Annotated in this window: 16 protein-coding genes; 8 read left to right on the top strand and 8 right to left on the bottom strand. The window is 76.0% G+C overall.

Going from position 1 to position 19034, the window contains the following annotated elements; all coding sequences use genetic code 11:
* Positions 1 to 63: 63 nt before the first annotated feature.
* Positions 64 to 1212: a hypothetical protein gene (locus tag C0216_RS28760; RefSeq protein ID WP_162793309.1), complete on the top strand. Its 1149-nt coding sequence runs from the start codon at positions 64 to 66 to the stop codon at positions 1210 to 1212.
* On the top strand, positions 1200 to 2729 hold the full coding sequence (locus C0216_RS28755; RefSeq protein WP_114058054.1) for a caspase family protein: 1530 nt from the start codon (positions 1200 to 1202) through the stop codon (positions 2727 to 2729). Before C0216_RS28760 ends, C0216_RS28755 begins: the two co-directional genes overlap by 13 nt.
* 10 nt (positions 2730 to 2739) lie before the next feature.
* Here C0216_RS28755 and C0216_RS28750 read toward each other — a convergent pair whose 3' ends face one another.
* Positions 2740 to 3978, bottom strand: a complete 1239-nt coding sequence (locus tag C0216_RS28750) for a Cmx/CmrA family chloramphenicol efflux MFS transporter (RefSeq protein ID WP_114059000.1) — start codon at positions 3976 to 3978, stop codon at positions 2740 to 2742.
* Between the two features lie 162 nt (positions 3979 to 4140).
* The gene (locus tag C0216_RS28745) at positions 4141 to 4869 is read right to left on the bottom strand and encodes an HD domain-containing protein (RefSeq protein WP_114058053.1); all 729 of its coding nucleotides are present in this window, start codon (positions 4867 to 4869) and stop codon (positions 4141 to 4143) included.
* Between the two features lie 116 nt (positions 4870 to 4985).
* Here C0216_RS28745 and C0216_RS28740 point away from each other — a divergent pair, with 116 nt between their 5' ends.
* Positions 4986 to 5681, top strand: a complete 696-nt coding sequence (locus C0216_RS28740) for a copper homeostasis protein CutC (protein ID WP_114058052.1) — start codon at positions 4986 to 4988, stop codon at positions 5679 to 5681.
* A 41-nt stretch (positions 5682 to 5722) separates the two neighbouring features.
* On the opposite strand, the gene C0216_RS28735 is transcribed toward C0216_RS28740, so the two are convergent.
* The gene (locus C0216_RS28735; protein ID WP_114058051.1) at positions 5723 to 7708 is read right to left on the bottom strand and encodes a HelD family protein; all 1986 of its coding nucleotides are present in this window, start codon (positions 7706 to 7708) and stop codon (positions 5723 to 5725) included.
* Positions 7709 to 8218: 510 nt separating this feature from the next.
* On the opposite strand from C0216_RS28735, the gene C0216_RS28725 reads away from it, so the two are divergent.
* Both C0216_RS28725 and C0216_RS28720 read left to right on the top strand, forming a co-directional pair.
* Positions 8219 to 8404, top strand: coding sequence for a hypothetical protein (locus C0216_RS28725; protein WP_114058050.1), 186 nt, complete (start codon positions 8219 to 8221; stop codon positions 8402 to 8404).
* A 123-nt stretch (positions 8405 to 8527) separates the two neighbouring features.
* Positions 8528 to 9433 (top strand): glycosyltransferase 87 family protein, encoded by a 906-nt coding sequence (locus C0216_RS28720; protein WP_114058049.1) that lies wholly within the window; start codon positions 8528 to 8530, stop codon positions 9431 to 9433.
* 118 nt (positions 9434 to 9551) lie between these two features.
* Here C0216_RS28720 and C0216_RS28715 read toward each other — a convergent pair whose 3' ends face one another.
* Positions 9552 to 11195 (bottom strand): DNA repair helicase XPB, encoded by a 1644-nt coding sequence (locus C0216_RS28715; protein ID WP_114058048.1) that lies wholly within the window; start codon positions 11193 to 11195, stop codon positions 9552 to 9554.
* A 134-nt stretch (positions 11196 to 11329) separates the two neighbouring features.
* On the opposite strand from C0216_RS28715, the gene C0216_RS28710 reads away from it, so the two are divergent.
* Positions 11330 to 11791, top strand: coding sequence for an N-acetyltransferase (locus tag C0216_RS28710; protein WP_114058047.1), 462 nt, complete (start codon positions 11330 to 11332; stop codon positions 11789 to 11791).
* 153 nt (positions 11792 to 11944) lie between these two features.
* On the opposite strand, the gene C0216_RS28705 is transcribed toward C0216_RS28710, so the two are convergent.
* From C0216_RS28705 to C0216_RS28695, 3 genes are all read right to left on the bottom strand, one after another.
* Positions 11945 to 13216, bottom strand: coding sequence for a hypothetical protein (locus tag C0216_RS28705; protein ID WP_114058046.1), 1272 nt, complete (start codon positions 13214 to 13216; stop codon positions 11945 to 11947).
* Positions 13217 to 13482: 266 nt separating this feature from the next.
* A complete protein-coding gene (locus C0216_RS28700; RefSeq protein WP_114058045.1) occupies positions 13483 to 14109 on the bottom strand; it encodes a DUF4291 domain-containing protein in 627 nt (208 codons plus the stop codon).
* 95 nt (positions 14110 to 14204) lie between these two features.
* Positions 14205 to 16691: a helicase C-terminal domain-containing protein gene (locus C0216_RS28695; protein WP_114058044.1), complete on the bottom strand. Its 2487-nt coding sequence runs from the start codon at positions 16689 to 16691 to the stop codon at positions 14205 to 14207.
* A gap of 85 nt (positions 16692 to 16776) precedes the next feature.
* Here C0216_RS28695 and C0216_RS28690 point away from each other — a divergent pair, with 85 nt between their 5' ends.
* Both C0216_RS28690 and C0216_RS28685 read left to right on the top strand, forming a co-directional pair.
* Positions 16777 to 17805 carry an HAAS signaling domain-containing protein gene (locus C0216_RS28690; protein WP_114058043.1) on the top strand — a complete coding sequence of 343 codons (1029 nt, stop codon included), beginning with the start codon at positions 16777 to 16779 and terminating at the stop codon, positions 17803 to 17805.
* An 82-nt stretch (positions 17806 to 17887) separates the two neighbouring features.
* Positions 17888 to 18559, top strand: a complete 672-nt coding sequence (locus C0216_RS28685; protein ID WP_114058999.1) for an HAD family hydrolase — start codon at positions 17888 to 17890, stop codon at positions 18557 to 18559.
* Between the two features lie 72 nt (positions 18560 to 18631).
* Here the strand turns inward: C0216_RS28685 and C0216_RS28680 are convergent, their stop codons facing one another.
* Entirely contained in the window at positions 18632 to 18898 is a 267-nt protein-coding gene (locus tag C0216_RS28680; RefSeq protein ID WP_114058042.1) for a hypothetical protein, read from the bottom strand.
* Between the last annotated feature and the right edge of the window lie 136 nt (positions 18899 to 19034).

Below are 19034 nucleotides of genomic sequence, written 5' to 3'. Positions count from 1 at the left end.
CTGCATTAGGATGACCGCCTGTTCGTCCCGTCGCGCCGCCTGAGGGGGATCGTGGATCGGTCAGTGCTGTTCGTACACGGAACGGGAGTGCGGGAGGCCTCGTACACCGCGAGCCTGGCCGCCGTCCGGGACGGTCTCGACCGGATCCGGCCCGGCCTGGAGGTCCGCGGCTGCTTCTGGGGCCGCGAGCAGGGCGCGGCCATGGCGCTCGGCGGCGACTCCGTCCCCGGCTACCGGCGGTCGCGCGGCGGCACGCGGGAGGACGACGGTGAGATCGCCGTCTGGGATGTCCTGTACGCGGACCCCTGGTACGAGCTCCGGCTGCTCGGCCTGCAACCGCCCGCGGTGTCCGGGATGAGCCGGGGCGTGCCGCCCTCCCGACGCTTTCTCGAACAGATCACCGGCTACGTGCCGGCCCCGGAGGTGCTCGCCTCGTTCGAGGAGCGGGGTGTGGCGGAGGACCTCGCCGAGGCCTTGCGCGCGGTGGTCCGTGCCCCGGAGCTGCGTGACGCCGCGGCCACCGTCGACGCCAACGGGTTCGAGCACCGCCGCGCCGTCGCCCGCGCGGTCGTCGCCTTCACGTGGGCGTGCGCGTCCGAGCGGGGCGTCGAGCTGTCCGGTTCGGTGCGCGACTCCCTGCTGGCCACGCTCGGCGCCGACCTCCGGTCCGAGGGCCGGTCCCTGAAGGGGCGGGCAGCGCAGGTGGGCATGCTGGCGGCCGACCGGCTGCTGCGAAGCCGGCGGGGCGCGTGGGGCGACGTGGGCCTGCCCTTCATCGGCGACATCCTGCGCTATCAGGCCCGGGGCCAGGGCATCCGGGACCAGATCAAGCGGACGATCGAGAACACACCCGGGGACGCGGTCACCGTGATCGCCCACAGCCTCGGCGGGGTGGCGTGTGTCGACCTGATGGTCCTGGATGCGGTCGACCGGGTCGACCAGTTGATCACCGTCGGTTCGCAGGCCCCGTACTTCTACGAGATCGGGGCGCTGGTCTCGCTGGAGCACCCGCAGACGCTGCCCGAGCACTTCCCGGGGAAGTGGCTGAACGTCTACGACGAGCGCGACCCGCTGTCCTACCAGGCGGCGAAGGTGTTTCCCGGCCGGGCGGTCGACCGGCGGGTCGACAACCGACAGCCCCTGATTCGGGCCCACACGTCGTACTGGTCCAACCCCCAGCTGTGGGACGAAGTCGGCACATGGCTGAGCTGAGCGCCGCCGAACCGGCGCGGGTGCACGCCGTCGTCGTCGGCATCGAGCACTTCGGGCGGGTTCCCAATCGAGACTGGGACCTTCCGGGCGCCGCCGCCGACGCGATGCGGTTCGCGCGCTGGCTGCGCCGGCGGGGAGTGCCCGCGGAGAACATCACCCTGATGCTGGCGCCCGTTCCCGCGGCGCAGGCCGCGTTCAACGCGGAGGCCCACGCGCTGGGCATCGACGTGCGGTTCGTCGTCTCCCGCGACCACATCATGGACGGCTTCCGACCGCGGTCAGAGGCACCCGAGGGCGACCTGCTGTACGTGTACTGGGGCGGACACGGAGTGCTCGACCACGGCGACCGGCGGCTGCTGTTCTGCCCGGACGCGCATGACGCCGACCAGCGGTGCATCGACCTGCACCAACTACGCGAGTACCTGACCCGGCCCGATGTGGTGCAGTTCCCGCAGCAGGTCTTCCTCGTCGACGCCTGCGCCACCTTCCGGGAGTCCAACAGCGGCCCGTCCGGGCCCGCGGTCGCGGCCTTCCCCGCCGGTCCGAGACAGGCTGTCGACCAGTTCCTGCTCCTCGCCGCCGCTACCGGACAGGCGGCGTTGCAGGACGCGGCCCGCAGCACGGGCGCCTTCTCGGACGCGGCCATGAACTGGCTGGAAGAGCATTCCCCGGGCCTTGCCCCGGACCTCGCGGCGCTTTCCACGCACCTGGAGGAGCACTTCGACGGGTCCGGCCCCGACGGCAGCGCCCTGCAGACCCCGGTGACGATGGAGCTCCTCGCCCCCGGAGGGCGCGGCAAGGTGGTTGCGCTGCGGCCGCCGGGCGGGCCCGCGCCGACTGCCGCGAGCGCGCCGGAGACGCGCGCCCCCCGCCGGCAGGGGGGCCGCGTGCTGGTCGGGGTCGCGGTCGCGACCGTGGTGGCGGTTGCCGCGGGCGGGACGGTGTACGGCGTGATGTCGCGCGGGCAGGACGGCCCGGACCGGACGGCGGCGACCCGTGGGGACGCGCATCCGGGGGCGGCGTCCCCGTCGGCCTCGCCGTCCCCCTCTGCCTCGCCGAGCCCGTCGCCGTCCGGCAGCCCGGCGGCTCAGCCGGCCGGGCCGTCGCCCTCCGCCGCGCCGACCCCGTCGGTGCAGGCGGCCGGTGCGCCGAAGCGGGGGTGTGCGTCGACGCAGCCCATCGCCACCGTGCCGGGGGTCGTGGCGAGCCCCTGCTACGTCCTCGACGGCGGCCGGGTCACCATGGTGGCCTCTCTCGGGGCGGCGAAGCCGACCGAGGCGACCGTCTACCTGTGGCTGACCCGGAAGGACGACCCCCGGCACCTGTTCCCCGCCGGCGCCATGACGCAGAGGACGCTGCGGGTGGTGACGGGGACCGAAGTGCAGGAGCAGGTCGGGATCGCGCTGGCGCCGGGGTGGTACGAAGTCCACATGTACGTCACCCCCAAGGGCGAACCCGCGCCGAGCCCGACCAACCCGACGGTGACCGGCCGCTCCCAGGGGTTCCGGTACCCGTAGCGGCCGCGGGTCAGGTGCAGTCCGCCGTCGGCCGGTCCGGGGAGCGGGTCCCGGCGGCAGCGCCGGCGGACGAGGCGACGATGCGCGTCGTACGGGCGCGGCGGGAGCGGCGGTCCAGGCGGAGGGCGGTCAGGCCGAGGGCGATCGCGGTGACGGTCATCGCCGCGCCCGCCCACGCGGTGGCGGTGAAGCCCAGCCCGGCGTCGATGACGGTGCCGCCGAGCCAGGGGCCGCCCGTGTTGCCGAGGTTGAACGCGGCGGTCGTGGTGGCGCCGGCCAGGGTCGGGGCGGCGCCGGCCACGTTGAACATGCGGGCGTTGAGGGCGGGGGCGGTCAGGAACGTCGAGAAGCCGATCAGGAAGGACAGCGCCACGGCTGCCGCGGCCGAGGACGCGAGCAGGGCCAGCGCGACCAGGAGCGCGGTGCTGGCGGTGATGCCCCACAGCATGATCCCGAAGAGGTGGGCGTCGGCGAAGCGGCCGCCGACGGCGGTGCCGGCGAGCGCCCCCAGACCGAACAGGCCGAGCACCCACGGCACCCATGCCGAGTCCAGTCCGGCCACGTCGGTGAGCAGCGGCGAGAGGTAGCTGAAGGCGCAGAAGACGCCGCCTGCGGCGAGCGCGGTGACGCCGACGGACAGCCACACCTGGCGGTCGCGGTAGATCCCCAGCTCCCGCCGCAGGACGGGCCGCTCGGCGGGGAGCGGGATGCGGGGGACGAGGGCGAGGATGCCGGCGAGGGCGACCGCGGAGGCGGCGCCGACCGCCCAGAAGGCGGAGCGCCAGCCGAGGTGCTCGCCGAGGAAGGCGCCTGCGGGCACGCCGAGGACGTTGGCGACGGACAGGCCGCCGATCATGACGGCCATGGCGCGGGCCCGCTGGTCCTGCCGGACCATCGCGATGGCCACGGCCGCGCCGACGGCCCAGAACCCGGCGCAGGCGAGCGCGGAGACGATGCGGGAGGCGAACAGCAGCGCGTACGAGGGCGCGAGCGCGCCCGCGACCTGGCCCAGCCCGAAGACGCTGATGAGCGCGATGAGGGTGGTGCGGCGCGGCAGGCGGAGCGTGGCCACCGCGAGCAGCGGCGCGCCGACGACCATGCCGATGGCGAAGGCGGAGATCAGCAGGCCGGCCTGCGGGATGCTGACGCCCATGTCCTCGGCTACGGGCGGCAGCAGTCCGGAGAGCATGAACTCGCTGGTGCCGAGGGCGAAGACGGCGAGTCCGAGGACGTGGACGGCGACGGGCATCCGGGTGGGGGCGGGCGCGTCGGCGGCGGGCGGGGCGGGGGTCGGAGCGGTGGGGCGGGTGTCTCGCTGGGCTTCGGGCATGCCTTTCACGAACCGGAGCGGGCGTGATCGCATTCCCGGGCCCGCGGGCGGTCAGCCGGTGGGCCCGGCCTGTTCGGCCTGTTAGGCCTGCCCGGTCAGCGACGCCAGCTCGGCGGCGAGGTTGCGGCGGGCCGGTGCCTCCCAGCGCGCGGCCCCGTACGGGGTGCGGAAGAGGCGGGGCAGGTCGAGCAGCTGCCGCAGGACGGCGGCGCGGCCGGTGCGGAAGGCGCCGTCGGGGACGAAGCCGTACTCGGCGCGCACGGCGGCGGCGTACGCGGCGTAGGCGTCGGGGGCGCCGGCGAGGACGGCCAGGTCGGCGTCGCAGAGGACCTCGCCGTTGGTGTCGCCGGGAGCGGGGTCGTGGGTGGTGGTGAGCCGGACCAGGCGGGCCGCCTCGGCGGTGCGGTCCTCGGGGATGCCGAGTTCGCGGAGGGCGCGTTCGGCGAGGGCGGCGCTGCGCTCCTCGTTCTCGGATCGGTCGGGCCGGTAGACGGCGTCGTGGAACCAGGCGGCGAGCTCGACGGCGGCCCGGTCGGCGGCGTGCGCGGCGAGTACGTCGATCCGGGCGAGGACGTCGGCCAGGTGGGCGGTGGTGTGGTAGCGCCGCTGGGGCTCCGCCCAGGCGGCGAGGAGGCGGTCGGCGTAGGGGCCGGGGTCGCGGTCCGCGGGGGCGCCGGCGGCTGCGGCGGTGGCGAGCCAGCGGGAGCGGAGTCGGGCGGCGGCCGCGTCCGGCGCGGGGTGCTGTGCCGTGCCCGGTGCCGTGCCCTGCGCGGTGTCCGGTGCGGCATCCGGTGCCGTGTCTGAGTCCATGCGGACATTGTGGGCGGTGGCGTGAAGGTGCTGGTGATGGGTGGGGGCGCCCCGTACCCTTGATATTGGACTAGACCTATTTTTCCCATCAACAGTTTTCCCGAGGAGTGGGCCCAATGAGCAACCGTGCAGTCCTGGAGGTGATCGCCCTCGACGCGGAGGACGCGGTCGCGGCCCAGGCCGGTGGGGCGGACCGGCTGGAACTGGTCAGCGACATCGCCGCCGACGGGCTCACCCCCGCGCGCGAGACGTTCGCGCGGATCAGGGCCGCCGTCGACATCCCCCTGCGCGTGATGCTCCGGTCCGCCGACGGCTTCTCCGCCGGCTCCGCGGAGGACCTGGAGCGTCTCGGCGCGCAGGCGCGGGCGCTGCGCGCCGAAGGGGCGGGGGAGTTCGTCCTCGGGTTCCTGAGCCCGGACGGCAGCCCCGACCTCGCCGCCGTCGAGGCGGTCGTCGCCGAGCTGGACGGCTGCCCGTGGACGTTCCACCGGGCGATCGACCGGGCCGCCGACCGGGAGCAGGCGCGGAAGGCGCTCGCGGACGTGGCCGGGCTGGACACGTACCTGACCGCGGGATCCGCGGACGGCGTCGACGACGGCCTGGCGGTCCTCGCCGCAGAGGCCGGGCGCAGCGGCGAGCCGGGGTACGGGGCCCGGCTGATGGTCGGCGGCGGCCTGCGCCTGGAGCATCTGGAGGGACTGCGCGCGGCCGGGGTCGACGCCTTCCACATCGGCGGCGCGGCCCGGCCGGACGGCTGGGGCGGACCCGTCTCCCCGGCCGCCGTCGAGGCCTGGCGCACGGCCCTGGCGTAAGGCGTCCGCCGCGGCGGCCGGCTGGGGAGCCGCCGCGGGGATCAGCCGTCCAGCGCGGCCGGCAGGGGCAGGGAGTGGACAGCGGTCAGGCCCGACACGGCCCGGGTGAGGCAGACGTACAGGCGGCGCAGGCCCGTCCGCTCGTCGGGCTCGCCCGCGACCACCGCGGCCGGCTCGTCCAGTACGACGTAGTCGTACTCCAGGCCCTTCGCCAGCGACGCCGGGACGAGCGTCAGCCGTGACTGCGCCGTCGTCTCCTGGCCCGGGGACAGCCACTCCATCCCGGCCGCCGCCAGCGCCTCCGCCAGCTCGGGGATCCGGGCGTCGGCCGCGATCAGGCCGATCGAACCCTCCCGTTCCAGCGACGCGCGGCAGGCGGCCAGCACCTCGGCCGTCTGCCGCTCCGGGTCGCCGGCCTGCGCCACCACCAGCGAGCCGGGCGTCTCGCGCACCGACGAGACCGGCGCCAGCCCCGGCGAGATCGACGGCAGCAGCCGCGACGCGTACGCGATGACCTCCCGCGGCACGCGGAAGCCCGCCGTCAGCTCCTCCACCTGCGCGTCCGGCTTGCCCAGGTGGGCCAGCGCCTCCGCCCAGCCGCGGGTCGCCCACGGCGTGGTGCCCTGCGCCAGGTCGCCCAGGACGGTCGCCGAGCCCGTCGTGCAGCGCCGGCCGACCGCCCGGTACTGCATGGGCGACAGGTCCTGCGCCTCGTCGAGGACGACGTGGCCGAGCGACGGGGTCCGCTCCACCAGGTCGGCTGCCTCGTCGATCAGTACCAGGTCCGCCGGAGACCATTTCGCCGACCGGACGCTGCGCGGCGGCTTCTCCCACAGCAGCAGCCGCTGCTCGTCCGCGGTGAGGAGCCCGTCCGCGTGCGCGGCGAGGAACCCGGCGTCGGACAGCAGCCGCAGCACCAGCTTCGCCGGGTCGACCGCCGGCCAGACCGCCTTGACGGCCGCCTTCACCGCCGGATTGCGGGCCACCGCGTCCTGGACGCGGTCGTCGGGCGCCTCGCCCGCCTGCTCCATCCGCACGAGCACCGTGTGCGCGATCCGCTGCGGCAGCGCGTCGCGGGCGGCCCCGTAGCGCATGTCCCGGGCGAGGAGCTCGGAGACGATCTCCTGGAGTTCGTACGCCGGCACCCGCCACCGGCGCGAGCCGCGGACGACGACCAGCGGCTCGGCCGGCTCGGACACGTGCGAGCGGACCGCCCGCCGCAGCACCTCGGCCATCCGGGCGTCGCCCTTGACGACGGCCGTCGCCGCCGCGTCGGCGCCGCGCACCTCCAGGCCGTCGCGGGCCACCAGGTCGTCGACGGTGGCCTGCCTGACCTCCAGCTCGCCGAGCGCCGGCAGGACCTGCTCGATGTACTGCAGGAAGGAGCGGTTCGGGCCGACGACGAGGGTGCCGGTGCGGGCGAGCCGCTCCCGGTGCGCGTACAGCAGGTAGGCGACGCGGTGCAGGCCGACGGCGGTCTTGCCGGTGCCCGGCCCGCCCTGGACGCACACGGATCCCGCCAGCCCGGAGCGGACCAGCCTGTCCTGCTCCGGCTGGATCGTGGCGACGATGTCGCGCATCGGCCCGACGCGGGGCCGCTCGATCTCCTGCTGGAGCAGGCGGCTGACGGTCGCCGCCTCGGCCGGGTCCGACAGGTGCTCGTCCTCGTACGCGGTCAGCTCGCCGCCCGTGTAGCCGAAGCGGCGGCGCAGGGCGACGTCCTGCGGGTCGGCCTTGGACGCCCGGTAGAACGGCTGGGAGACCGGCGCGCGCCAGTCGATCACCATGGGGTCGCCCTCGGTGTCGTGGACGTGGCGGCGGCCGATGTAGAACTGCTCGCCCTCCCCGCCCTCGGCCAGGTCCGCGCCGGGCGCGTGCAGGTAGTCGAGGCGGCCGAAGAAGAGCGGGGTGTGCGCGAGGTCGGCGAGCGCCTTGATGCGGTCGTCGATCTGCGCCTGGAGGACGAGTGCGTTGACCCAGTTCGCGGTGACGTCGCGGATGTCGAGGGCCTCCACGTCGGCGCGCATGGCGCGCAGGGCGGCGCGGGAGGCGGCGAGGTGCGCCTGTTCGCGGGCCAGGGGGTTCACGGCGTCGGGCGCGTCGGGCGCGTCGGGCACCTCGGGCGCGTCGGGCACCTCGGGCGCGTCGGGCGCGTCGGCGGCGTCGGTGGCGGGGGCGGCGGACTCGGGGGCGTGCGCGGGCACGGCAGGGCCTCCAGCTGCTCGTCTGGGGTTCGGATGCGTCGGCGTGCGACGCAGGGTGCCCGCCGGTTTCCGTGCGGCGGGCGCTCTCCCCGGCGGGGCTGCGGGAGGCGGCGGAAGCGGCGATTGTAGTCAGCGCCCCGCACCCGCGCGAACGGAATTCTCCGTCCGGGCGGGCCGGCGGGGCGCTCCCCCGTACGGGTCCCCTACCTCGGAGTGTCAGACCTGCGGGTGGGGGCCGCGGTCCGGCATGGGACGTCAGGAGGAGGCCGCAGCCCGTGCGGTTCAGACCCGGGAGCGATGCGCGCCCGGCCCTGGGGAACGCACCATGGAGACATGAGCACCGCAACCTTCTCCCCGGTCCACGGGGGCCGCCCGAGCGGCGCCACCGCAGCCACTTCCGGCCCCCACCGCCACCTCATAGGCAACGCGCTGCGCGCCGTGAAGGTGTTCGCCGCCGCTGCGGTGAGCGTCGTCGTCATGGGCGAGTTCGCCGAGGACGCGGGCGTGGCCCGCCGCTGACCCCGGCGGCCCCCCGCCCCCGCCTTCCGGCGGTCTGCCCCGCCTCCCCGGCTTGCCTGCCCGGGCGTCGCCGACGGCCGGATTCCGGCGGGCCTCCCGCGTTGATCCACTAGGGTCACGCGCGTGACCCCCCGCGCCCCTTCCCGCCCCGCGCCGGCACCCCTGGCCGGCGTGCTGGTCACGGCTTCGCTCCTCGCCCTCGGCGTCCTGTGCGTCCTGCTGCGGGTCCCCGCCGCGGACGTGCTCGTCGCCGGTCTCGCCGACGGACCGTCCGCCGCCGAGTGGCGCCCGCCCGCCGCCTATCCACCGTTCGCCGCGATCATGTTCACCCCGGCGGCCTGGCTGCCGACCGGCATCCTCAAGGCCGTCCTCGTCCTCGGCAACGCGGGCCTGCTCGCCCTGCTCGTGCTGCTGTCGTGCCGCCTCGCAGGACTGCGGCCCGGGCCGGCCGGCGTGCTCGCCGCGACGACCGCCGGGCTGTGGGTGGAGCCCCTGTTCCAGAGCCTGCTGCCCGGCCAGGTCAACCTGGCGCTGGCCTGCCTGGTCCTGTGGGACCTCGGCCGGCCGGGCGGCGCGCTCGGCAAGGGCTTCGGCGTCGGCACCGCCGCCGGGATCACCCTGGCGCCGGCGGTGTTCGTCCCGTACCTGCTGCTGACCGGGCGGGTCAGGGCCGGGCTGACCGCGCTCGCGGCCTTCGCCGGGACGGCGCTGCTCGGGCTGCTCGTCCTGCCCGCGGAGTCCGCTGCGTTCTGGGCCCGTCTCGCCGCGGCCGGCCCGGACCTGCTGCCGTACTGGCCGCAGCTGTGGGTGTGGGCCGTCCCGGCCCTGGCCTGCGCAGCCCGCGCCGGCCTGCCCGTCGCCGGCATGCCCCGCGCCGGCATGCCCCGCCAGGGCGCGCCCCGGCAGGGTGGCTCCCGGCCGCTCGGCGGGGCCGGGCCGGCGGGAGTCGGCCTGACCGGGCCGGTCGGGAGCGCCGGGGTGTCCCGGCCCACCTGCCGCGGCCAGCGGTGGGGGCAGCCGGCCCGGTAGCGGCGGCCGCCCCGGCGGGGCGGGTCGCTCGGCGGTCCGGGCGCGTGCCCGATGCCGGCGCGGGCAGGGCGGGACCACGCGCCCGGCCGGCGGCCGGTGTGCCCGGGCGAGGGGCGGGTCAGCCCTCCGTCAGCAGGTCGTCGGCGTCCATGATGCGGTAGGCGTAGCCCTGCTCGGCCAGGAAGCGCTGCCGGTGCGCGGCGAAGTCCTGGTCGATCGTGTCGCGTGCCACGACCGAGTAGAAGCGGGCCTCGTGCCCGTCCGCCTTCGGCCGCAGCACCCGGCCGAGGCGCTGTGCCTCCTCCTGCCGGGAGCCGAACGTTCCCGACACCTGGATGGCGACGGTCGCCTCGGGCAGGTCGATGGAGAAGTTCGCGACCTTCGACACCACCAGGACGCTGATCTCGCCCTCGCGGAACGCGTCGAACAGCTTCTCCCGCTGCGCGTTGGAGGTCTCGCCCTTGATGACGGGCGCGTCGAGGTGTTCGCCGAGCTCGTCGAGCTGGTCGATGTACTGCCCGATGACGAGGGTCTGCTCGCCGCGGTGCTTGCGCACCAGCGCCTCGGTGACCTTCCGCTTCGTCGCCGTCGTCGCGCAGAAGCGGTACTTCTCCTCCGTCTCGGCGGTCGCGTAGGCGAGCCGCTCCGATTCGGTCAGGTTCACCCGGACCTCGACGCAGTCGGCGGGGGCGATGTAGCCCTGCGCCTCGATCTCCTTCCACGGGGCGTCGAACCGCTTGGGCCCGATCAGCGAGAACACGTCCGACTCGCGGCCGTCCTCGCGGACGAGCGTGGCGGTCAGGCCGAGCCGGCGGCGGGCCTGGAGGTCGGCGGTGAACTTGAACACCGGCGCGGGCAGCAGGTGCACCTCGTCGTAGAGGATCAGGCCCCAGTCCCGGGAGTCGAACAGCTCCAGGTGCGGGTAGACGCCCTTCCGCTTGGTCGTCAGGACCTGGTAGGTGGCGATGGTGACCGGCCGGATCTCCTTGCGGGTGCCGGAGTACTCGCCGATCTCGTCCTCGCCGAGCGAGGTGCGCCGGACCAGCTCGTGCTTCCACTGGCGGGCCGAGACGGTGTTGGTGACCAGGATCAGCGTCGTCGCCTTGGCCTTGGCCATCGCCCCCGCACCGACCAGCGTCTTGCCGGCGCCGCACGGCAGGACGACGACACCGGAGCCGCCGTGCCAGAACCCCTCGACGGCCTGCTGCTGGTAGGGGCGCAGCGCCCAGCCGTCCTCCTCCAGCTCGATCGGGTGCGCCTCGCCGTCGACGTAGCCGGCGAGGTCCTCGGCGGGCCAGCCGAGCTTGAGCAGCGTCTGCTTGATCTGCCCGCGCTCGGAGGGGTGCACGGCGACGGTGTCGGGGTCGATGCGGGCGCCGACCAGCGGGGCCACGCGCTTGGACCGCAGGATCTCCTCCAGCACGGGCCGGTCGGTGGTGGTGAGCACCAGCCCGTGCACGGGGTGCTTGGACAGGGTGAGGCGGCCGTAGCGCGCCATGGTCTCGGCGACGTCGACGAGGAGGGCGTGCGGGACGGGGTAGCGGGAGAACTCGACGAGCGCGTCGACGACCTGCTCGGCGTCATGCCCGGCGGCCCGCGCGTTCCACAGGCCCAGCGGCGTGATCCGGTAGGTGTGGATGTGCTCGGGGGCCCGCTCGAGTTCGGCGAACGGGGCGATGGCGCGGCGCGCGGCCCCGGCGAGCTCGTGGTCGACCTCAAGCAGGAGTGTCTTGTCACTTTGGACGATAAGAGGCCCATTCACCTGGCGTGAGTCCTTCCGGCAGAGTGACCCCCCGTTTGCGGACGGCCAAACCTCCAGTCTGCCGCATCGCGGCGCGGCCCGGGGTGCTGGAATTCGGTGGCGGGTCCGGGCGGGGTGGTGCCTAGGGTCGGCGCATGAGTGATCACGATTTCTTCGTGCCGGACGGGTTCGAGGTGCCGGTGGAGCTGGTCGGCGACGGGTTCCGGCTGGAGCCGCTCGGCGAGCAGCACAACGAGCGGGACCTCGCGGCCTGGAGCGGGAGCATCGCGCACGTGCGCGCCACGCCCGGGTTCGGGGACGGCGCCTGGCCGCCGCCGGAGGCCGTGTCCGCCGAGCGGAACCTGGCCGATCTGGCGCGGCACGCACGGGACTTCGCGGCCCGGACCGGGTTCACGTACAGCGTCCTGGACGGCGATGACGTCGTCGGCTGCGTCTACGTCTATCCGGGCCGGAAGGACCCGGACCGGGTGCACGTCAGCTCCTGGGTGCGGGCCGACCGGGCCGCGCTGGACCGGCCGCTGTACGAGGCGGTGTCCCGGTGGCTCGCGGAGGTGTGGCCGTTCGAGCCGCAGCGGATCGTGTACGCCGCCCGGTGAACGCCGCAGGGCCCGGCACGCGCGGGTGCCGGGCCCTGCGGGGTGCCGCGGGGTGTCAGGGGTGTGCGGCCAGGGGTGTCGAGCCGGGTCGGGTCGGGTCGGGTCGGGTGGGTTGGGTTGGGTTGGTGGGTTGGCGGTCGGTGGGGTGGCGGGTCAGGACTGGGTGGCCTCGCGGCGGCGGGCGCCGAGCCAGGCCGCGGCCCCGCCGGCGGCGATCAGCGCCGCGGAGAGCGCGGCGAACAGGCCGGTGCGGGAGTCGGCGCCGGTGGCGGCGAGGGATCCGGAGGTGCCACCCGTGGTGGTCGTCGTGGTGGTGACGGCCGTCGCGGTCGCGGTGGTGGACGGGCTCGGAGATGGGGAGGCGGACGCGGACGTGCTCGGCTTCGGGGTCGGCGAGGGCGAGGGCGACGGCGAGGCCGTGGCGGCCGGCGCCAGCTGGATCTTGGTGACGGCGGAGGCGAACGGCACCTGGTTGCCCTCGGCGTGCCCGAACTCGGCGGCCACGTCGAACTCGGTGCGCTGCGCCGGCTTCGCCTTGGGGCCGAGCTTGACCTGGAGGAGGACGGAGCGCTCACCGGAGGCCGCGCCGAAGCCCTTGGCGGTGCGGGGCAGCTCGAAGTTGCCGCTCTCGCCCTTCAACTGCCGCCACGTGCCGTCCACCCGGGCCCGCACCTCCAGTCCGTCGGTGTCGGCGGGCTTCGGGCCGCCGATCCTCAGCAGCGTCGCCAGTTCGGTGTCGAAGGTGCCTTCACCGTCGGCGCGGTACTTCAGGTTCAGCTCGCGGCAGTCGGTGCCCGTGCTGCCCTCGCAGGCGGTGACCGGGTCGAACGTGGTGGTGAACTTTCCGGCCTTGATCGCCGGGTCCGTCGTGAAGGTAAGGGAGGCGTCGCCGCCGGCTGCCAGCTCGCCGGCGTACGAGGAGGCCTCCAGCGTGAGGTCGCCGTTGTTGGTCGGGTAGTCCTTGCCGAGTCCGACGGTGACCTTCCAGCTGAGCTTGCCGTTCGCGGGCACCTCGAAGCCGTCGCCGACCTTCTTGCCCTGCGGGTGGAACAGGCCCTGCCAGCCGCCGTCCTGCTGTCCGACGGCCGCGTCCGTTGCCGGGGCGTCGACCGCCTCGACCTTGAAGGCCACGTCCTGCGCCCGGAGCCGGCTGGGGCCGGCGGGCAGGCCGTGGATCCACGGGTGGAAGGACGCGGCCTTGGCCGAGGGGTTGGTCACCGTCAGCTCGAAGGTGCTCGCCGCGCCGCCGCGGGTCAGCGGGGCGTTCGGGACGGGCGCGCCCAGCGTGATCTTCAGGGCTTTGCCGTTCTCGGCCGGGACGGCGTACGCGGCCGGCTGCATCAGCGCGGTGCCGGCGACGGCGGCGACGAGTGCGGCGGCGGCCGCGGCGAGGGCGGGGCGGCGGACGGCGGTGCGAGCGGACATGGCGGATCTTCCCGGGGAATCGGACGGGGGCGGGCATGCCGAGGTGCGGCGGACGTGCGAAGGGCGGGGCGGGGCGCGGGAAGCCGCTCCCGGCCGGGCCTGCCTCTGCGGCGGCCGCCGTTGCGACGTACCGATCTTCACACGGTGTGGATCATCTCTCCAATAGCCCGTTTGTCACTGCTGTGCAACAGCGGCCGAGGTAGCGCACACCGCCTCTGACCTGCAAGAACGGTATGAGCCAGTCCGCTTTTCGGCGGGGTGTCGCCCTACGCGCCCAGGTGCTCCAGCGGCCCCGCCGGATACGGCGTCTCGACGGGCAGCAGCGCCCGCGCCGCGGGCAAGTCGCCGGCCCGTACGAGCGCCCGGATCTCCGCGGCCAGCGGCGTGACGTCGCGGATCGAGACGGTCCACTCGTCGGCGTACGCGCGCGAGGCGGGCCCGGACAGCCCCAGCTGGAGCGAGCGGTGGGGCAGCGGGTTCAGGAGCAGGTCGCGCTCGGGGTCCCACTGGACGCGGACGGGCGAGGCGCGCAGCGCTTCCCGCCATGCCTCGCGGTCGGGGTGGGTGCCGGGCTCGTAGTGCGAGAGGCAGGCCCGGCGCAGCGCGCCGTCGATTCCCTCGCGGGTGATCTCGACGGCGAGGACGGTCTCCTGGTCGGTCTTGGCCGCCCAGCCGCAGCGGTACATCATCCACAGGAACGACGGCTTGATCCAGGTCATCCGCTCGCGCTTCCAGGCCGGCGGGAAGCGGCCGTCGCGGGCCGCGGGCAGCCCGAGGGAGGGCGCGTACGCCTGGTAGACGGTGACGGTGCCGGCGGTGTGGGCGGCGCGGATCTGCCGGTGCGGGACGGGGCCGGCGGCAGGGGTCCCTGCCGGGCCTGCGGTGTCGTGCATGGGGACAGCCTGCGCGGCGCCGGCCCGGGTCGGCCACCGGTTTTCGCGCCCGCCGCGGGCCCCCGGGTCCCCGGTCCCGCCCGGCTGACGTGCCCTCAGACCTGGTCGTCGGCGAGTTCGGCGACCCCGGTGATGCGGTGCAGGGCGAAGGTGCGGACCTCGTCTGCGGTGTGGTCGTAGCCGGTGACGAAGCCGCCCTCCACCCGCACCGGCGCGATGACGCGCTGGCTCGCCGCTCCTTCCGCGTTCACGTACCCGATCCACACGACCGACCCGGTCAGGGCGGCCGCCTGCACGGTGGCGAGGGTCTCCGCGGCGCTGGTGCGCGGCAGCTCCCCGGAAGCGGCGGCCCCGGCGCCCCCGCCCCCGCCGGCCGCGGCCGCCGCCGGCTCCTTGCGCACGGCCGTCGCCGCGAGGTCCCCGGCGCGGATGGCCCGTACGGCCGCGGCCAGCAGGGTCTCGTCCGGCAGCGGCGGCCCCTCCGGTACGGGGACGGGCCTGGCGCGCGCCGGCGTGCGGCGGGCGTCGGCCCGCGCCACCAGCACGTCGCCGGTGTGCGATTCGGCGGCCGGGGCGTAGCCCATGGCCCGCAGCCCGTCGAGCAGCGCCACCGGATCGGCCTGCGCGGCGAGCACGGTCGGCGCGAGGCGGCGCAGGCCCAGCGGCGCGGACCGCTTGTCGGCGAGGATCTCGCCGAGCAGGGCGTCGTCGTCGCAGCGGACGTACGAGGAGGCGGCGCCGACCCGCAGCCGGCCGTGGCGCCGGGCCACGTCGTCGACCAGGTACGACAGCGGTTGCGGAACCGGGGTGGCGCTGTGCTCGGCGAGGAAGGCGTGCAGGTCGGAGGCGGTGTGCCCGCCGTCGAGGGCGCGGCGTACCGAGCCGGGCGTGAACCGGTAGACGGTCGCCCCGCCCTTGGACTCCACGTCGGCGAGGACGGCCAGCACGTCCGCGAGCGGCCGGGCCAGCGGGCCGGGCGCGACCGCCGTCAGGTCGGCCTGGAGCAGGATGCGGTCGACGGGCTCGGGCAGCAGTGGCGCCAGCGGCTGCGCCGGGTCGCGGTGCTCCAGCAGGGCCCGGCCGGGCGCGGAGAGCGCCCCGCGGCCGGTGACGCCGAGGAGTTCGGCCTCGGTGAGGGTCTGGCCGGCGAGGCGGGCCCGCAGCTCGCTGGTCCCGCGGACGGGCCGCTCCCAGGAGAGCCGGTCGAGGAGGGACTGCGGGTCGGGGGAGGCGCCTTCGGGGAGTGCGGCGAGGAGTTCGAGGACGCGCCGGCGGACCTCGGGGGCGGCGGACCGGTCGAGGCCGGGGCCGAGGGCGGCGAGGGTGCGGCCCTTGGGGTCCTGCTCGCCGACGGCGCCGGCGGTGCGGGTGGCGGGCAGCCACGCCCCGGCGAGGGCCGACCACCGTTCGGCGGGCGGCAGTTCGCGCCAGCCGTCGAAGGCGGGGGTGGGCCCGTACCGCTCGTCGACCTCGCCGTCGGCGGCCAGGAGCCCGGCGGCGTAGGCGAGTTCGATCCAGAACGCGGCGGTCGGCTCGTCCGCGTCGAGGGCGGCCGCCGTGCGCTTCAGGTCGCGTACGGACAGCCCGCCGGCGCGCAGCACGGGCGGGCCGGAGTGCTCCCAGGACTTCACCAGCTCCTCGACGGTCGCGAGTGCGGCCAGGGCCTGCCCGGCGGCGCCCGCGTCCACGAGCTGCGGACGGTGCTCGTGCCGCACCGCCACCCGGGGCGCGGCCGGCTCCGGGGTGCGGTGCGCGAGGCCGCCGCGCAGGTGGAGGGCGACCTCGCGGGGCAGTACCACGGTCCGCGTCGTCGCGGGCAGCAGCAGGCCGCGGTCGCGCAGCCAGCGCACGGGCGGCGCCGGGTTCGCGGTGACCTCCCCGTACGGCGGCCCCCACACGAGCCGGTCCAGCACGTGGCGGGCCTCCGGCGGCGCCTGGTCCAGCAGCGCAGCCATCCGCTCCGGGTCGGTGAACAGGCCGGTCAGTGCGGCGACCGCCGACACCGGGTCGTGGGTGGCGGGAAGCCCGGCCGCCGCGACGATCTCCTGGATCCGGGTCGGCGACATCCCGGCGGTGGCCTCGGCGACGGTCGGGCCGAGACCGGTGGGGGAGGGGCGGGAGGCGGAGGGGGCGAGGAGCTCGCGGGCGGTGCGGACCAGGCGCAGCCGGTCGTCGCCGCCCCAGACGAGGGCCTGGTCGCGCAGGGTCGCGAGGGCGCGGGGGAGCGCGGTGCGGGTGCCGTTGTCGGTGGCGGCCTCGCCGGTCCCGGCGAGGAGGGATTCCAGCACCCCGTACGGGCAGGGGTCCGGGGCGACGGCGAGGGCCTCCGCGGTCTGCAGCGCGAACCGGTCCAGCCGGTCCAGGGCGCGCACTACCGATGCGCGGGTGCCGGCCCGGGTGGCGAGCTGCGTCACGTCGCCCGGGACGGGGCTGAGGAGGTCCGGGCGGGCGTGCAGCAGGGCCGCCAGCCCCGCGTCGTCGCGGGCGCGCAGCGCCTCGGCGAGGGAGCGCGGGGCGCCGTTCGCTGCGGTGCTGCTCGGTTCAGGCACGGTCGCCTCCTGGTCGCATCGGCCGGTCCCCATCCGGCCAACGGTATCCGCTGCGCCGTCGCGGGCTCCACGGGCGCACGCGCTACATTGCGGTGAGGGCGCCGGGGAGGATGCGGGCATGGGGATCGAGAGCGACCACCTCGTCTACGAATACCTGAGCAGGGTCGGGGACTTGGCGCAGCAGCGGCAGCTGCCGTCGGGCGACCGGATGCGGCTGGTGGCCGGGCTGCGGGACGAGATCGACCGGCGGCGGGCCAGGTACGAGCCGGAGACGCCGGCCGCGGTGCGGCGCATCCTGGAGCGGCTCGGCTCCCCGGAGGAGGTCGTCGACGGCGCCGGCCCCGGCGCCGGCCCGGCCGCGGACCCGGAGGAGGCCGCGGCGTCCGTGCCCGCCCAGCGGGGCCCTGACCGCCCGGCCCGCCCGGCCCGCCGACTGCGGCCCAAGCCCGCGCCGCCCGCGCCGCCCGCGCCGCAGGCTCCGGCGCCGCCGCACCTGGCGGGGCTGGCCGAACTCGGGTCGGACGACGGTGCGGAGCCCGACTGGTGGCGGGTCGCGCCGGGTCCGTACGGGACGGGACCGCAGGTGGAGGGATTCGCCGGCGGGATCGAGATCCCGGAGCTGTTCTCCCGGCCGGAGGACCGGGACGGCGCGGGCCCGGCCGCGGCGAAGGATGCGCCGCAGCGGGAGCAGGAGCAGAAGGAGAAGCAGACCCTCCTGCGGCACCTCCGCGAACGCCGCCGCGCCCGCAAGGCCGCCGCCGCCCCCGCGGCTCCGGCCGCCCCCGCCGCCGCCCCCGCCGCGGCGGCGCCGCGCCCGAAGCCGCACGCGTTCCTGCTGCTCGCCGCGGCCGTCCTCGCCGCCGGCGCGGCCGCGGGGTCCTGGCTGCTGCTGGCCGGGGGCTGGCTGCTGGCGTACGCCTCGCGCGTCCTCGGGCCGGCGGAGCGCAAGGCGGTCGTCTTCGGGGTGCCGGGCGCGGTGTTCGCGGGGGCGGTGGTGTGGCTGTGGGGCCGCCTGGACGGCCGGTGGGGTGCACCCCTGGCCGACGGCAGCCTGGGCGCGGTGTTCCAGGACATGTGGCCCTGGCTGGCCAGGACGGCCGCCCTCGCCTCGGCGGCCTACCTCCTGTGGCGCTCCCGCCGCCGCTGACGGCACGCCCCCGAGCGCTCCTGCTCCTGCGGATGCCCGCGCCCCGGTCGGCACCCGCGCCCCCTTCGGCACAATGGCCCGCATGAGCTCCGAGACGACCGCCGCCCCCGCCGGGCCCGCCGACGCCGGCGCGCCCGCACCCCTCACGGTCGGGTTCGACCTCGACATGACCCTCATCGACTCGCGGCCCGGCATCAGGGCCGCCTACCTGGCGCTGTCGGCGGAGACGGGTACGTACATAGACGCCGACGCCGCGGTCTCCCGGCTGGGGCCGCCGCTCGCAGAGGAGCTGGCGCACTGGTTCCCGCCGGGCGAGGTCGAGGCCGTCGCGGACCGCTACCGGGAGATCTACCCCGCCTACGCGATCGAGCCGACGCGCGCCCTGCCCGGGGCCCGGGAGGCGGTGGAGGCGGTGCGGGAGCTCGGGGGCCGCACCGTCGTCGTCACGGCCAAGCACGAGCCGAACGCCCGCCTCCACCTGGACCACCTGGGCATCCGCCCGGACGCGGTCGTCGGCTGGCTGTGGGCCGAGGCGAAGGCGGTGGCGCTGCGCGAGCACGGGGCGCAGGTGTACGTCGGCGACCACGTCGGAGACGTCCGCGGGGCGCGGGCGGCCGGTGCGGTGTCGGTCGCGGTGGCGACGGGGCCGTGCCCGGAGCGGGAGCTGCGGGAGGCGGGGGCGGACGTCGTCCTGCCCGACCTGACGGCCCTGCCGGCCTGGCTGGCCGGATTCGCGCGCGTCCGGAACCCCTGACGGCCCCTCGACGGCCCCTCCGTCCGGCCCCGCCCCGGACCCTTCGGTCCCGGTCCGGGTCCGGCGCCCCGGCTACGCCTGCCCGTCCGTCCCGACGGCCGCGCGGGCGGCCCGGCGCTGGGCCCCCGCCGACCGCAGGACCCCGGCGGCGGAGATCGCGAAGCCGACGCCCATCAGCATGCAGACCGCCCAGGCGTACGGCGGGAACGGGTCGATGTCCAGGAACAGCGGGGCCATCGTGGCCAGCGTGGCCAGGGCGCCCGCGATGAACACGACGCCGCCGGCCTTCACGAGGCCGTCGCCGGGCCGCGGTTCGTCAGGGTGAGGAGTAACAGTCACCCCACCAGGGTAGTTCCCTGGCCTGAGCGGCCGACAGCCGTGGAGCCGGTGAAGGTCCGGGGAACGTCTTGTCACCTGCTCAACGCCCACTAGCCTGGAGTCGGCGGGTCACCCATGGCCCGCTGCGCTGTTATCC

This window comes from Streptomyces globosus (assembly GCF_003325375.1).
GTDB lineage: Bacteria > Actinomycetota > Actinomycetes > Streptomycetales > Streptomycetaceae > Streptomyces > Streptomyces globosus_A.
The sequence above is the reverse complement of the archived record's forward strand: the minus strand, read 5'-3'. Positions and strand labels throughout refer to the sequence as shown.

Bases quoted from the DNA above. Each gene is read 5' to 3' on its own strand.
- C0216_RS28745 (WP_114058053.1), bottom strand. From the start codon at position 4,869: ATGGACTCAGACACGGCACCGGATGCCGCACCGGACACCGCGCAGGGC.
- C0216_RS28750 (WP_114059000.1), bottom strand. From the start codon at position 3,978: ATGCCCGTCGCCGTCCACGTCCTCGGACTCGCCGTCTTCGCCCTCGGC.
- C0216_RS28690 (WP_114058043.1), top strand. From the start codon at position 16,777: ATGGGGATCGAGAGCGACCACCTCGTCTACGAATACCTGAGCAGGGTC.
- C0216_RS28740 (WP_114058052.1), top strand. From the start codon at position 4,986: ATGAGCAACCGTGCAGTCCTGGAGGTGATCGCCCTCGACGCGGAGGAC.
- C0216_RS28735 (WP_114058051.1), bottom strand. From the start codon at position 7,708: ATGCGCGCCGACGTGGAGGCCCTCGACATCCGCGACGTCACCGCGAAC.
- C0216_RS28695 (WP_114058044.1), bottom strand. From the start codon at position 16,691: ATGGGGACCGGCCGATGCGACCAGGAGGCGACCGTGCCTGAACCGAGC.
- C0216_RS28685 (WP_114058999.1), top strand. From the start codon at position 17,888: ATGAGCTCCGAGACGACCGCCGCCCCCGCCGGGCCCGCCGACGCCGGC.
- C0216_RS28755 (WP_114058054.1), top strand. From the start codon at position 1,200: ATGGCTGAGCTGAGCGCCGCCGAACCGGCGCGGGTGCACGCCGTCGTC.
- C0216_RS28705 (WP_114058046.1), bottom strand. From the start codon at position 13,216: ATGTCCGCTCGCACCGCCGTCCGCCGCCCCGCCCTCGCCGCGGCCGCC.
- C0216_RS28725 (WP_114058050.1), top strand. From the start codon at position 8,219: ATGAGCACCGCAACCTTCTCCCCGGTCCACGGGGGCCGCCCGAGCGGC.
- C0216_RS28700 (WP_114058045.1), bottom strand. From the start codon at position 14,109: ATGCACGACACCGCAGGCCCGGCAGGGACCCCTGCCGCCGGCCCCGTC.
- C0216_RS28710 (WP_114058047.1), top strand. From the start codon at position 11,330: ATGAGTGATCACGATTTCTTCGTGCCGGACGGGTTCGAGGTGCCGGTG.